Raw genomic sequence first — 15,081 nt, forward strand, 5'->3', positions numbered from 1 at the left:
CTCATATTTTCTACAACTATTCAACCTGATCTAGATTAAAATCTAGTCCAGCTCACTTAAAAGCTCTTTAGATTTTCTTTACGAATCACCTCTTAGGATTGGATTGTGTCTGTTGAATTGCCATAATAAAAGAACCTCAAAGAGTTTATTGTCTAATAGACCTCTTGCAAAAGTGCTTTTTGCAAGAGGGGGAAAAGGGTAAAGGTTAAAGGGGAAAGGGACTTTTGCAGAACCTTTTCCCCTTCCCCTTTCCCCTTTTCCCGACTTATGCAAGAAGTCTAATCAATCCTGCGACTAGGTAACTTAGTCCCGCACCTCTGACAAAACCCAGCATTTACATCATGGAAAGCTAAACCACAACCTGAACAAACTATTTCTACCTGATTAGCAGTTTTCACCACTCGCTTAATTAAATCCCCGACTTGCCAAGGAATCAGTGCGATTCCGGTAAAAATCATCAATACTGTTAACAAGCGTCCTAATTCCGAAATTGGAATAACATCACCAAATCCTACAGTTGTCATTGTGACAACAGAGAAGTAGAATGCATCCAAAAATGTACCGTAATTTTCAGGATTAACCGGATGCTCGACTTGATAAATTAAGCCAGAATAAATAAAAACAATTGCGAATAATGTAAATAATATTCGCGCAAAAATCATCCCATCTTCACTGCTGATACTAGCGAATAAAAACTTTCTATCTATAAATCTAATTAATCGTAAAATCCGAAACCATCGTAATAAGCGGATAAAGCTAATATCCACCATACCGAGAAAAAATGGCAGAATCGCCATTAAGTCAATAATCGAATAAAAACTAAAAATATACTTAATTTTGTTTTCCGCACTCCACAGGCGGAGTAAATATTCCACAGCGAAGATGATGACGATCGCAGTATCAGCTACATTGAACTGAAACCGCATATAATCAGGAATATTATATGTTTCTGCCACAAAAATTCCTGATGATATTAGCACCAAAGAGGCAAGGGTTAAATTAATCGCTTTACCTATTGGTGTTTCTAGGTCTTCTAAGTAAAATTCTGTTTCTTGTCTGCTCAATAACATATTCCACTATTAATACATCTTAATTCCCAGTTATAACATTAGAAATACGATATTATTAACCATTATCCTTATGTTAACCTCAGCTTATATGAACCCAGAATCTTTTATGCGTTTAGCATTGGCAGAAGCGAAAGAAGGTGATGCACCCTACGGTGCAGTGATTGTTAAAGATAACGAAGTCGTTGCTGTAGCTCATAATACTGTGAGGAGAGACAACGATCCATCAGCCCATGCAGAAATTAATGCTATTCGTAGTTTAACAGCTAAACTGAAAAACCCCTCTTTAGAAGGTTATAGCATATATACAACTGGCGAACCTTGTCCGATGTGTGCAACTGCTTGTGTTTGGAGTGGTTTATCAGAAATTGTATATGGTGCTTCAATTCAAGATTTAATTTCAGCAAATCAATCACAAATTAGTATATCTTGCGAAGAGATAATCGATAAGTCATTTCGGAAAATAAAAGTCACAAAAGACGTTTTAAAAAATGAATGTTTGGAATTATTTAAATAAGGTATCAAAAAACATTAGATCCCCGACTTCTTGAAGAAGTCGGGGATCTGGACAACGCGCATTTTCACAAATCAAATAGGATTGCTATATAAAGCTTAAAATTACGAATTACCAATTATTTAACTTGGTTCATTCAAATAAGATAAATATGTATTTGCCCAAATTGCCGCTTGAGTGCGATCGCGCAAATTTAATCTGTTTAAAATATTCGTAACATGATTTTTTACTGTTCCCTCAGAAATGTAGAGTTCCTGAGCAATTTCTCGGTTACTAGCACCTGTAGCAATTAATCGCAAAACCTCTTTTTCTCTAGGAGTAAGTTCAGCTAAACTAGATGGTACAGGCGGTAAATGAGTTGGTGCGACAGGAGAAAATTGCGTCAACAGCTTTTTAACTATACCTGGGCCTAATTGCGTATATCCTTTATGAACGGCGCGAATAGCAACAGCTAATTCTTCTGATGGTGTATCTTTCAATAAATAACCCATAGCCCCATTCTTTAAAGCTGCTGACACATATTCATCATCATCAAAAGTCGTTAGTACTAAAATCTTAGTTTTGGCAAAACGTTTTTGAATCTCCTTTGTGGCTGCAACTCCATCCATAATCGGCATTCTGATATCTAGCAATATTACATCTGGCTGAAATTCTGCAACAAAATTAATCGCTTGTTCGCCGTTTTCTGCTTCTCCAACTATTTCTAAATCTGGTTCTAATTCCAATAATGCTCTTAATCCTTGACGAATTAAACTTTGGTCATCTACCAGCAATACTTTAATCATTATGTTAACCATGTTAATGGAATATTAACTGTAATTTTGCAACCAGAGCCAAGAGCGCTATTAATATTAAACTGACCCCCAAGTGCTAAAGTGCGATCGCGCATACTATGAAGTCCAAAACCAGTAGTATTTTGCCCCACATCAAAACCTTTACCATTATCCTGAATTATCAATCGTAAATTGCCTTTAGTCGTAGTGAGTTCCAATTTAACCTCTGTGGCATAGGCATATTTAGATATATTAGTTAAAGATTCTTGAGTAATCCGGTAAATAGCAGTATTTATTTCAGGTGGCAGAGAATATTCCAGATTGATTTGATAAATTGGTAATATCCCATTAAAGCGATGAAAATTTTCTGAAAGACTAGCGATCGCATCTTCTAAAGATTGTTCTTGTAAGGGATTAGAACGCATAGTAGAAACAGATTGACGAACATCTTTTAGCGCTTTTGAACCTAATTCCTTTGCAGTTGCGAGAAATGTTTCAGCCTTACCTGGATTAGATTGCCATAGTTTTAAAGCAGTTTCTAATTGCAGATTTAAAGCAGTCAGAGAGTGTCCTAATGAATCATGAATTTCACGAGCAATGCGGTTACGTTCTTCTAAGGTAGCTTGATTTTCAATTTGCATGGCATATTGACGGAGTTTGTCGTTAGCAAGAGCTAGCTTTTCTCGACTTTGCCGTTCAGACAAAACTGCATTCATCATCAACAACACAAAAACCAAACTTAAGCCAAATACTAGCGACGAATTCAAAATCAAAAATCGATATCGCTCTTGTGCCTGCGGCGATGCTTGAAAATTGAATAACTGATATTTTAGTTGTGTAGTAACTAAAAATAAGGCAAATGACAGAGATGTAACGAATAAGCGCCCATTTAACTGAAAAATCAGACAACTACGAGTTACTAAAATTATATATAAAAAAGGAAAAAGCCGAGCAAATCTTTCCCCAAAAAGTCCAACTATTAAAATTAATAAAAATTCAATAGCTGTATATATTATCTTAGTTGTCTGATTTTTTCTGGGTAATTTTAAGCCCATTAACGCAAAAATAATCAGACTATAAATTGATAGCTCTGGCAATATACTGCAAACTGACAAGTCTGGAAATGCACCACAAATTGATAGTTCTGGAGGCTTGGGACGAAAACGCCGTAACGGAGGTGGTATAACAGCTGTCAATGCGGTGATTGCCAGTAATGTCCACTCCAGATAAAGCAGAGACGGAAAAGGATGTTTCTTAATTTCAATTGGACGACTCATTAGTCGCATTACTCCAGTTATAAGTTATAAGTTTTGAATTAGAAGTTAATAATTCCGAAAAATCGAGCCGATATTTCACCGCTTACAATTTTCACTGATTAAAAAATCAAAAGTAAATTCAAAGAACAAAACAGTTAGTTAATCTGCTAACTAATGACTTATAAAATCATCATAATCAAAATTTTCCTAATTTATAACTCCTAACTTATAACTTCTAACTCTTAACTATCTATTGTCAATCATGACTTTAGTCATGGGTAGAACCATGACTTTCTCCTCATGTAACTGCTGAAGATAAGTTCTTATGATGGTGGCATCCAACCAGGAAAAACCCACCAGACAAGTAATGAAACTCAAAGCATTATCGCTAGTTGCTTCCGCGATCGCTCTCACTTTAACTGCAACCTCCTTTGCTGTTCACGCTCAAACAGCTTCTCCTTCACCCCTGTTACTTGCACAAACTCCAAAAAAAGAAAGAGGCCCTTGGAAAGAGTTAGGTCTAACAGATGCCCAAAAAGCCCAAATTCAGACGATTCGCCGCGATAGCCGCGCCAAATTTGAAGCAGTTTTGACCCCAGAACAAAAAGCAAAATTAGAGGCAGCGAAACAAGCACGTCGGGCTGAGTGGCAAGCGCGTAAGGCTCAGGGGCAAACAGGTCAAGGTCAACGGCAACCCGGTCAACGTCGAGGAAAGGGTGGTTTTGGTGACTTAAATCTAACTGAAGCACAAAAAACCCAAATGCGACAAATCCGCGAATCTGAAAAACAACAGATTCAAGCAGTCTTAACCCCGGAACAGCGTCAAAAATTAGAGCAATTCCGTCAAAATGCTCCATCACGCCGTCAACAAGGCAATCCTCAATAATCATCTTTCAAAAAAGAATAATTCTGAGGTGGGCAGTGCCGCCCATCTCAATCCCAAAATAGATAGATTATGATGCAACCCTTTGCGGCTTCCCCAAATCCCGCTCCTCGTGTGCAACAGGTTTTAGATGTACTCGATCGCATCGCACAAGCGCAGGGGCGAGATGTTCCCCAAATTGTGGAAATAGAGAAATTGCGTTTCTTCCCTACTGGCACTTTTGGTAGAACTTGGGCAGACTTCCTCAATGAACACAATTTAAAACCCTTTACTACAGGTAGCCGCCGTAAACAACTCCATGACGGGGTTCACGTTATCACAGGCTATGGCACAGACTTCATCGGTGAAGCAGAAGTACAGGCATTTTTATTAGGAACAAAATTTAGCATAACTAACTTGATGCTGGGACTAGGACTGTTGCGAGTCATCCATAAAAACTTAAATTATCGACAACAATTTACTTGGGACAGACTTTGGCAAGCATACCAACGCGGTTGTCACTCTCACTTTGACCCAGATACTTGGCAACCAGAATTACTTTGGCACTTACCCTTGACTGATGTCCAGGCATTGTTTTCCATAGTTAAAAATTAACAGACTTCTTGCAGAAGATGCGGAAAGGGGAAAAACTTTATCCCCTTTCCCTTTCCCTATTTTGAGTGCTGAGTTTTGAGTGCTGAGTTTTGAGTGCTGAGTTCAATTTAGTAGACTTTCAAGATCGTTTTGAGTTATGAGTTAATTCAAAACTCCTAGCTTGATTAAGATGTCCAAAGAATTCGCAATTGGTAGTAAAGTCCGTGTTGTGGCGCTACCAGCCTACGTCAAAACTGCTGAACCTATGCCCATGCTGCGCCCTCCCAATGTCATTCACATTGGTGAAGAAGGTATAGTCATTGACCGCAGACCCGGTGGATATTGGGGTATTCGCTTTGCTAGGGGGGTCTTTCTCCTAGATAGTCAATATATCGAAAGCACAGATACCCCATCCGAATCTCACTTAGAATAAGATTTCTCGCAACCAAGAATTGTAAACTTGTGTAAAGTTATGATTCTGGTTTACACCATGATTTCCCGCCGCACTTTTTTAAGCATATTATTTGCCAGCTGTATTTCTATCATCAGCTGGCTGAATTTTACCCCTACTGCTGATGCTATGGGTGGTAAACTTCCGGCAATTAATCAACCCGCACCTGAGTTTACTTTGCCAACCAATACAGGTGATGGCAAAATTTCCCTCTCTGACTTGCGCGGTAAATGGCTAGTCTTGTACTTTTATCCTAAAGACTTTACCTCTGGTTGTACTATAGAGGCTCGTCGTTTTCAGCAAGACTTACCCCAATATCTCGAAAAAAATACCCAGATTATTGGCGTTAGTGCTGATGACATTGATTCCCACGCCAAATTTTGCGATTCAGAGGGACTAAAATTTCCTCTGTTGGCTGACACTGATGGTTCAGTGAGCAAAGCTTACGGTTCGTGGCTTGGCTTTTTATCTATGCGCCACAGTTTTATCATCGATCCTCAAGGCGTCTTGCGCGAGACTTTTGTCAAAGTCAACCCAACTATCCACAGTTCAGAAGTGCTGGCACGACTAGAAAAATTACAGTCCACAGCTTCTTAAATAGACTTCTTGCATAAGTCGGGAAAAGGGGAAGGGGAAAAAGTTCTGTATTGTCCCCTTCCCCTTTAACCTTTACCCTTTTCCCCCTCTTGCAAAAGTGCTTTTTGCAAGAGGTTTAATGATTAGCCTAAGTTAGGGATTTTTCTCCTTGGCTTAGGCTAACAATAATCAAGCGGTTAATTCAAAATTAGCTACTGGAAGAACTTGCATACATCTAAATTCTCCCCCTTAAAGGCTATTCATTACTTGGATCTTTCTTAAAATTTGTAAGAGCGATCGCTAAAGAAATAGAGTTATTATTTTTTATTTCCTTCGGGCACAATAAACCCATATTTTCTAAGCACAGTTTTGGCTTCACTGCCAGATAGAAACTGGACAAATTCTTTGGCAGCAGAAGGATTTTTACTGCTTTTAATTATTGCTACCGGATAAATAATTGAGGAATGAAATTTATCATCAGCAGTAACTACGACTTTTACCTTGTTGGAAATTTTGGCATCAGTAGCATAAACTAAACCTGCTTCGGCGTTACCACTTTCTACTGCTGCTAAAACTTGACGCACATTGTTAGCAAAGACCAATTTCGACTTGAGGCGATCGTAAAGTTTCAATTTCTTCAAAACTTGTTCGCCATATTGACCGGCGGGTACGCTTCTGGGTTCACCGATCGCAATTTTTTTAATCTTACTATCTGTTAAATTGTAGAAGCTATTGATGTCAACAACATCCTGAGCCACAATCAAGACTAAACGGTTATTTGCTAAATTAGTACGGCTACCTGGTAGCAATAGTCCTTTTTGTTCCAAGGCATCCACTTGCTTTTTGCCAGCAGAAATAAAGATATCTGCTGGCGCACCTTGCTCAATCTGTTGCTGCAAGGCACCAGAAGCCCCAAAGTTATAATTAATATTGATATTTGATTTACTTTGTTGGTATAAAGGCTTAATTTCTTCCAGCGCCTCTTTTAAGCTGGCAGCTGCGGACACAAGTATGGTGGTGTTGGACTGTGCTATTACAGGAGAAGGAGGAACCAACGGTAAACCAATTGCTAGCAGCAAGCTGGCGATCGCTATACCCAGGAAGCCAAAAATTTGTCTTCTTTTCATAGAAAAGGCGTTTGAAGGGTTTCTTCCATAAAATTGACGTTAGGTAAAATAGTACCAAAGATACCAATATATAACCAACTATATCGGTAAAAATTTGTCTAAAAAAACTTCAGCAGGTAAACTGGGCTACGAACAGCGCAGCCCTTGTTTACCCAATACTGTTCGGATAAGCATTTTGAACTCAGAATAGGGTTTGGGGAAAAGGGTAAAGGGTAAGGGTTAAAGGTTTTTTATTCTCCTTTACCCTTTACCCTTTACCCTTTCCCCTTTAACCGAACCGTATTGCTTGTTTACCACTGTGTAGTTTATGAAAGTGCTGATACTGCTTCTAGCTTCTCAGCTTTGTTCTTCAATACGGTTGGTAGTTCGCTGTTGAACGCCTCACCTTCAACTACTTGCGATCGGAAACCATCAGGCCCAACTGGAACATCGCCTGTGATGGTAGTGCGATAGAGAACGCGCTCGACTTCCAGATGATCCAAGTCTTGAGGGGCCAAATGGGAGGTGGCGCGGTTGTCCCAGAACGCAATGTCACCGTTATTCCAGCGGAAGCGGGTGGTATAGGCGGGCTTGGTGATCTGGTTAAAGAACAACTCAAGCAGCAGGTCGCTCTCTTGTCGTGATACGTCAAGAATGTGCGAGGTGAAGCCAGGGTTAACGTACAATGCGCGTTCACCAGTTTCAGGATGAACCCTTACTACTGGATGAATTGAAACCAGGGGATTGGCTGCAATACGCTGGGCAATCTTGCTGTTGCTGGGCAAATTCAAACGCGCATTGAAGCGATGTTCGGCCTTTAATGTGTCTGCTAATGCCCGTAGGGGTGCTGACAGACCCTCATAGGCTGCAACTAAATTTGTCCATTGTGTATCACCACCGAAGCTAGGGACATTAACCGCACGCAAAATTGATGCAGCAGGTGGGTTGACAACTGCTGTGACATCGGTGTGCCAACGGCTTTCATAGCTGGAACGACGCAAACCATTGCGCCGCTCGTAACGGCTGCGGTCAATGGGCAGGATTTCTGAGAAGCCTTCAATCGGCTCATCTTCGTGGGGATGTGCGTAAGTCACTTCGCCAAAACGAGCCGTGAATGCAATCTGTGCCGCATGATCGATGTTTTGACCGCGAAAGAACACGACTTTCCACTTCAATAGTGCTTGACGAATTTCTTTGACTGCATCATCGTGCAAAGGACGCGACAAGTCTACGCCGCTGATTTCGGCACCGATGAAACCTGCTACCTGTTTGACTTCAATGTATTTGTTGCTCATCTCAATTCTCCATAGTTTGATCGATCGGGCGATGTTCGCACTCGTCCGTTTACTTGAGATATGTTGCTTGCGCTTAATGGCTACATAACCAAGCGATCGCAATTTAAAACATAATACTATAAATCTATCTACTTACCGTAGTATTTGCTAGCCATATTTTAGACTGCTGGAACAATAGTCGATTTAGTCCAGGCAAGGGCAAATTAAAATTCTCAACACAGATGAGGTGACAAACAAGCTACAGATACCGGATACTGTCAGGCAACCAACCATATTGGTAGGTGAGAGTAGGTGGTACAACTCTTACGCTTCTGTCAAAAAGGGTATTTTTGGGACTTACCAAGATTCCACAATAGCGTCTCTGTATTCTTTGCTACTCACGAACGTATTTATAATAATATTTTTATCTAAACTTTATAAAATCTTTTTATTTATAACTCCAGTATTTTATTGATTAATTTATACTGGAGGATGACAAATAAACAATTATATTTAGTATCACTATAAGTATTAATTTATTCTGCCCAAGGCTGCAAAATAAATTAATACTTTTTTTAAAAAAATACCTTATATTTATTTTTTAATTTGAAACTTTATAAATAATAAATACTAATTTTAGTCCACTCTCTTATTCCAAGATACTAATTGAGTTTTATTAGTAGCCTGTTGCTAATAATAAATTATGAGTTGACTTTTTACCAAGGTTGATTAAGGCTTTGAAGAGATTGAAAAGTAGATGAAAAAGCAAATATCACAAAAATGGAATATTTCTAAATACTGGTTACGTTTTTTAATCATCATTCTATTAGGAATAGGTATATTTTTTCGTTTCGTCAATCTTGACAAAAAAATTTATTGGGGTGATGAAGTTTTGTCATCATTACGCGTATCTGGCTATACGCAGTCAGAAATGAGAACACAATTAAGTGATGGTCGTTTGATTGGCATAGAAGATTTACATAAATACCAGCATCCTAATCCTGAAAAAAATGTAATTGATACAATTAAAGGGCTTATTTTAGAAGACTCGCAGATTTTGCCACTATATATCTTGATGACCCGGTTTTGGGTAGAGTGCTTTGGCAATTCTATCGCAGCGAGTAGAAGTTTTTCAGCATTTATTAGTCTGCTTACCTTTCCTTGTCTTTATTGGCTATGTCAAGAATTATTTAAGTCTTCGATAGTTGGATGGATAGCCATCGGGTTAGTAGCCATTTCACCTATTCATATTGTGTATGCACAAGAAGCGCGATCGTATAGTTTAGGCATAGTAGCCATCTTAATGTCGAGCGTAGCACTGCTACGAGCGATGCGCCTTCAAACAAAAGTTAGTTGGTGCATTTATGTAGCAACATTATCAATAGGGTTTTATACTCATCTATTTTTTACCTTGGTTGCTTTTGCACAGGGAGTTTATGTAGTTATAATCGAACGCTTTCGATTGAGTAAAACATCAATTTACTACGTGCTATCATTGCTTGCGGGGTTTATAAGTTTTGTACCTTGGATTTGGATTATTATTACCAATCCTCAACCAGAAGCAGTCACTTGGGCAAATACTAAACAAACATTATTTATGTCATTTGTAAGGTGGGCTGGTATCTTTAGTCGCGCTTTTCTTGATTTAGGTATTAGTCCTAATGAACCTGGAAAACTGAAGTTTATCTTAATTCCTTTTATTTTAATTATTTTAGCTTTAATCAGCTACTCAATTTATGTTGTGTGTCGAAGAACCTCTAAAAAAGTTTGGTTATTTGTCTTAACCTTGATTGGATCTTTAGGGCTTCCTTTATTGATAACAGATTTCGTATTTCAAAAGCGATTCGCGACTAGTCGATATACACTTCCTTCAGTTTTAGGTATACAGTTAGCTGTAGCCTACCTATTTACCACTAAGATCGTGTCTGTTTCTGCTAAAGCTTGGCAAAAAAAGTTTTGGTCGCTTGTAGCACTTATGGTAATTATGGGTGAAGTTGTATCTTGTGTGGTTCACTCTCAAGCGCAGATTTGGTGGAATCAATTCCCTGAAAAATATCAAGAATATCCTCAAATTGCTCATATTATTAATCAAGGAAAGAAACCACTTTTAATTAGTGATGAGGATAATATTATTCCGCCACTACAAGTACTTAGTGAATTAATCGACCCAAAGGTGCAATTTCAAATTGTCGGAAAAAATCAGTTACCAGAGATTACTAATGGCTTTAGTGACATATTTTTGTTCTTGTTCGAGCCATCTGACTTTTTAAGAGCTGGAATTGAAAAAGTTTATAACTCAAAGTTACAGCAGGTAAACCAATATCTCTGGAAAATAATAAAATCTAATTAAACTAGGTATACGAGCATATTTAGGGGTATCGCAAAGATGGGATAAATCGCGTCTCTACATCAGGGTTTTGGGCTTATCTAAACTGTATTGGGTTAAAAATTAATATCAATTAGCCTGATAAGTGTCACAGTTAGAGCAAAAATATACTTTAATTAAACAAATAATTTAAGTATATACTGGTACTGCTGCCGCTTATGTCATCGCCCCTTGAGCGCCCGCTAAAAATTGAAATCAGACTGCCATCTTCGCATCCTCAATTATTGGAAGGACTGGATATATGGCTGCGTTTAGGTTTGATATCTGATGCCCAAGTCAGGCAGTTGTGTCGAGAGTTTCTGGTGTGTGCGGTGCTGTTGCAACCCCAGGTTGAAGCTCAAACAAAGGTAGTATTTGCAACTTCCGACACCGTGCAGCAGTTGCCCGTAGCAGCTTTACAATCTAGTAGCGGTAAACAACCACAACAAAAACCAGCTAAACCCAACTTCATCGGCACAATGTTGCAGTCCTTGGGGGCAGAACTGAGTGTGCGTTGGCTACTTTTTCTAGGGGTTTTCCTAGTAGTCGTATCCTCTGGAGTACTTGCTGCTAGCCAATGGGCGAGGTTTCCCGCTGCTGGACAGTACGGGGTTTTATTTGCTTATACTTTGAGTTTTTGGGGATTAAGCTTTTGGGCGACTAGGCAAAATAATCTCAGATTGACAGCTCAGACATTGCTGATTGCCACTCTTTTGTTAGTGCCAGTGAATTTTTGGGCAATGGATAGCTTTAAATTGTGGCAAAATCCTGTGGATTGGATTGTAGTTGCGATCGCCTGTCCTACCCTGACTGCTATAGCTGTTTTACTTTCCAAAAATCGGACTATTTTTACCAATTTACATACTGGCAAATTACCTCTGATAAATATTCTAGGGCTGAGTTATCTGCATTGGGGTTGGCAGTTTCCAGGATTTCCTTTAGTTGCTGTTTATCTGGCAACGATCGCCACAACTATCATTACTGTTTATCACAATCTTTTCCAACAGCCTCACACTGTCAGCGACGATCGCCGTAGGCTAAGTATTAGTTTACCTGCTGCTGTAATTATTTATTCTTTAATAGTATTGTTGGTGCGGGCGATTTTTGTTACCAAAGTAGATGTCACACTGTTGGGGTTAGCTATTGGCATTTGCGGCTGGTTGATGACTTGGTTAGAAGAGCAGAGGAGGGCAGGGGAGCAGAGGGGCAGGGGGCAGGGGGGCAGGGGAGCAGGGGAGCAGGGGAGCAGGGGAGCAGGGGAGCAGGGAAGCGAGGGGGCAGGGGAGGTAACATTAATATACTCCTCGTCTCCCTTGTCTCCCTCATCTCTCTTACTCTGGGAAAGACTTGGGGGCGTTTTACTCTTTTTGGGTTGGGTGGTATCGGTAGTAAATTATCCTTGGCAAGCAATAGCTGTCAGTGGTTTGGGTTTGTGGTTTGTGGGGAGTCGCTTGTGGCGCTACAGTTTAAAGCGAGACTTTGCAGGGGCTTTCGTCATCGGCTTAGAGACAATTTGGCTAAGTTGGCGATTAGTACCCGATAACTTACAAAAATTAGCGATCGCAACTACTACCCAACTCACCAATTCTCAAAATGAACCTTGGGCGCTACTGGGTATCGCTTTATTTCCCTACATAATTTTGATGGTGGCGCTTACAGATGGTTTGTATCGCCGCCAAAAGCGAGAATTAGCGAAATTTGGCGAACTCCTCGCTCTGTTATTTGGAGCTTTTTTAACAACGATCGCTATCGTAAATCCCGCATTGCGATCGCTAAATCTGCTATTTTCTACCGCCACTCTCGCATTCGTCACTCAACGCCGCTCCCCCTCATCCCTTCCTTTGGTATACCTAACTCATATCATGGGGGTGCTAACGTTTTGCTGTACCATTAATTGGTTATTCCCCAGCCTGACTCAACAAGGTTGGGCCGGTATTTTACTGGCTCTCATGGTTGCAGAATGGCGATTCAGCTTGCAGGAAGGACTATGGCAACGTAGCGCATGGGATATTGGTTTAGGATTAGCCGCAGCGAGTTTTTTCTTCTTGTGGATAAATTCAGAATCATCTTGGTATGGCATCGCTGATAGCCGATCTGATTGGGGAGTTTTATGGCTAGTTACGCCTTTAGCTCTCACAGGTGTTGCCAATGCCGCAATTATAGAGCGACGGATTACTAGCCGTTACTTGAGTGTCTTGGCTGTAATAGTTGCCCAGCTACTGACTTTACAACTACCAGGAATCAGATTAATCGGTTTGGCTATAGGTGCTGGATTGATGTTTGTAAATACGCGCTATTTGCGAAACCAAATATCTGCGGTAATTACAGAAGGATTTGTTTTAAGTTTCATTGGAGTGCTGCTGTGGACGGGTGTACCTGGTTTACCTCGCCTAGCGGTAGCAGGTTGGTTTGTTGTAGGAGCGATCGCAATTCTAAGTCTATGGTTAGCGCGGACTATTTTGAACCGATGCGGTAACGAATTAGCAGTTATCTATGCAGCCGCTAGCGATAAATGGGCGATCGCCTTATGTAGTGTTGAATTATTAAGTTTGACGCTGCATTCAGTGCTGATTTACCAAGGGTTTACGACTTCAGGATTTTTGTTCTTAATTGCCACTGTAATCACCTTGGCAGCCATTGTTTATCGCAGTTGGCGCGAACCGACAAATTGGGCATTTTATAGTATTGGTTGGTGTTTGGAATTATTAATTGCTCAGGTGCTAGGGTTGGGGGAACGCTCAATTGTGAGAATTGCAATTGCAAACATCGCCTTGGGTTTAATTACTCAACTTGTCGGCGAGTGGTGGCGGCGACGACATCAATTAGAAAGGTTTCCTAGCAGCCTGCACATTTTGCCATTAATTTATGGTGCATTTAGTGTGTTGCTGCGTTTGAACACCTTCACCGAGTGGACAGGTTTGTATTCCTTGGGTGTGGCTTTAATTATTATTGGCGTAGGGCGACGGCACGAGAGCTTCAAACCCTTGCTGTATTTAGGAATTATTGGCGTATCAATTTCTGCTTATGAACTTTTGTTCTATCAAATGTCACAAGCTTCAGGAGGAGCATTAGGTGATGGATTAATTGCCATGTCTACCCTTGGCGCGAGTATCATGTATGCTTACCGCTTTCTGTCGCCTTGGCTAGTCAGCTACTTACACCTAACTCCCCAAGAATTGAAAAGAATTGCCCATATTCACTGGGTTTGGAGTAGCTGTTTATTAATGGCTGCTATTATTACACCCATTGCAGTTAACCGTTTGGTGGGATTGGGAACTGGAGTATTTTTGATTCGCTATGCCGTCTTTCAGGGACGCAATTCGCGTACTTCCCCCAGTTTCTTTGGAGAAATTACAATCGCCGAAATGTGGGTTTACCTTGGCTTATTAGAGGTAGCCGGCATGAGGATTTATTGGCGGGAGACAGCAGTAGGGCGATTTTGGGCTGGGCCATTAGTTCCTTGGAATGGTGCGATCGCTTGTGTGGTAGCCTACTTTCTATACATCCTACCTTGGGAAAATTGGGGTTGGTCTAAAAGACCTTGGCAACAAGCTGCATACATTACACCACTGATAATTTTATGGGAGACTAGACTGCAAACTTACCCCATAACCTTAATACTCGCAGCTGGATTTTACATCTTTTTAGCAAAAGTAGGTGAAAACATTCGTTTCACCTATATTAGTGTGGCGTTGATTGATTGGGCACTTTACCGTGGCTTTGATTCCTTACATCTGACTGATACTTTGTGGTATGTAACACCAATTGGGTTATCACTGCTTTATATTGCTCAAGTGGATACCCAACTGAAGCTACCAGAGTACAAAACATCTCGTCATTTTCTGAGAGTGCTAGGTAGTGGTTTAATTTGTGGGTGGGCAATTTTATTTAATCAAAACGCAGCTTGGATACCGGGTATTTTCAGCCTCATCGCTATTTTTGCTGGATTAGCTTTGCGAGTACGAGCTTTTCTCTACATTGGTACAGCCACTTTTTTAATTACGACAATCTATCAATCGGTAATTTTCAGCTTGCAGTACTCCTTTTTAAAATGGGTTGTTGGCTTGCTAGTTGGCATTTTATTGATTTACATAGCCGCCAACTTTGAAACCCGTCGCGCTCAAATAACTTCCTTAATTCGTAGCGCTATTGATGAATTTCAATCATGGGAATAGTAAGCTAAATGTTGAACTAATTAGACAGGCGATCGCCCAAATTGAAGATACCTCTAAAATTAAGCAAG

Annotated in this window: 12 protein-coding genes; 7 read left to right on the top strand and 5 right to left on the bottom strand. The window is 40.2% G+C overall.

The genetic code is table 11. The features are described 5' to 3' along the window. Window positions 1-278: 278 nt before the first annotated feature. Window positions 279-1,070, bottom strand: a complete 792-nt coding sequence (locus V7K45_RS15750; protein WP_335004936.1) for an ion transporter — start codon at window positions 1,068-1,070, stop codon at window positions 279-281. A gap of 88 nt (window positions 1,071-1,158) precedes the next feature. Here V7K45_RS15750 and V7K45_RS15755 point away from each other — a divergent pair, with 88 nt between their 5' ends. Next, window positions 1,159-1,584 (top strand): nucleoside deaminase, encoded by a 426-nt coding sequence (locus tag V7K45_RS15755; protein ID WP_335005050.1) that lies wholly within the window; start codon window positions 1,159-1,161, stop codon window positions 1,582-1,584. 119 nt (window positions 1,585-1,703) lie between these two features. Here V7K45_RS15755 and V7K45_RS15760 read toward each other — a convergent pair whose 3' ends face one another. Together V7K45_RS15760 and V7K45_RS15765 are read right to left on the bottom strand one after the other, a co-directional pair. Next, window positions 1,704-2,366, bottom strand: a complete 663-nt coding sequence (locus V7K45_RS15760) for a response regulator transcription factor (protein ID WP_335004938.1) — start codon at window positions 2,364-2,366, stop codon at window positions 1,704-1,706. Then, on the bottom strand, window positions 2,366-3,631 hold the full coding sequence (locus tag V7K45_RS15765; RefSeq protein ID WP_335004940.1) for a sensor histidine kinase: 1,266 nt from the start codon (window positions 3,629-3,631) through the stop codon (window positions 2,366-2,368). Before V7K45_RS15765 ends, V7K45_RS15760 begins: the two co-directional genes overlap by 1 nt. Before the next feature lie 346 nt (window positions 3,632-3,977). On the opposite strand from V7K45_RS15765, the gene V7K45_RS15770 reads away from it, so the two are divergent. The 4 genes from V7K45_RS15770 (at window position 3,978) to V7K45_RS15785 (ending at window position 6,114) form a co-directional block, all read left to right on the top strand. Further along, window positions 3,978-4,496: a Spy/CpxP family protein refolding chaperone gene (locus tag V7K45_RS15770; RefSeq protein WP_335005052.1), complete on the top strand. Its 519-nt coding sequence runs from the start codon at window positions 3,978-3,980 to the stop codon at window positions 4,494-4,496. Between the two features lie 69 nt (window positions 4,497-4,565). Beyond that, window positions 4,566-5,087 carry a Coq4 family protein gene (locus V7K45_RS15775; RefSeq protein ID WP_335004942.1) on the top strand — a complete coding sequence of 174 codons (522 nt, stop codon included), beginning with the start codon at window positions 4,566-4,568 and terminating at the stop codon, window positions 5,085-5,087. A gap of 169 nt (window positions 5,088-5,256) precedes the next feature. Next, window positions 5,257-5,499 carry a regulatory protein SipA gene (gene sipA / locus V7K45_RS15780; protein ID WP_335004944.1) on the top strand — a complete coding sequence of 81 codons (243 nt, stop codon included), beginning with the start codon at window positions 5,257-5,259 and terminating at the stop codon, window positions 5,497-5,499. A 57-nt stretch (window positions 5,500-5,556) separates the two neighbouring features. Continuing rightward, window positions 5,557-6,114 (top strand): peroxiredoxin, encoded by a 558-nt coding sequence (locus V7K45_RS15785; RefSeq protein ID WP_335005054.1) that lies wholly within the window; start codon window positions 5,557-5,559, stop codon window positions 6,112-6,114. Between the two features lie 296 nt (window positions 6,115-6,410). Here V7K45_RS15785 and modA read toward each other — a convergent pair whose 3' ends face one another. Both modA and V7K45_RS15795 read right to left on the bottom strand, forming a co-directional pair. Next, a complete protein-coding gene (gene modA, locus V7K45_RS15790; protein ID WP_335004946.1) occupies window positions 6,411-7,220 on the bottom strand; it encodes a molybdate ABC transporter substrate-binding protein in 810 nt (269 codons plus the stop codon). A 305-nt stretch (window positions 7,221-7,525) separates the two neighbouring features. Beyond that, on the bottom strand, window positions 7,526-8,494 hold the full coding sequence (locus V7K45_RS15795) for a TauD/TfdA dioxygenase family protein (protein WP_335004948.1): 969 nt from the start codon (window positions 8,492-8,494) through the stop codon (window positions 7,526-7,528). A 736-nt stretch (window positions 8,495-9,230) separates the two neighbouring features. On the opposite strand from V7K45_RS15795, the gene V7K45_RS15800 reads away from it, so the two are divergent. Both V7K45_RS15800 and V7K45_RS15805 read left to right on the top strand, forming a co-directional pair. After that, on the top strand, window positions 9,231-10,823 hold the full coding sequence (locus tag V7K45_RS15800) for a glycosyltransferase family 39 protein (RefSeq protein ID WP_335004951.1): 1,593 nt from the start codon (window positions 9,231-9,233) through the stop codon (window positions 10,821-10,823). A gap of 194 nt (window positions 10,824-11,017) precedes the next feature. Continuing rightward, a complete protein-coding gene (locus V7K45_RS15805; RefSeq protein WP_335004953.1) occupies window positions 11,018-15,013 on the top strand; it encodes a DUF2157 domain-containing protein in 3,996 nt (1,331 codons plus the stop codon). Window positions 15,014-15,081 lie beyond the last annotated feature (68 nt).

It is taken from the genome of Nostoc sp., from assembly GCF_036917375.1.
In the GTDB taxonomy this organism is placed as follows: Bacteria; Cyanobacteriota; Cyanobacteriia; order Cyanobacteriales; family Nostocaceae; genus Nostoc.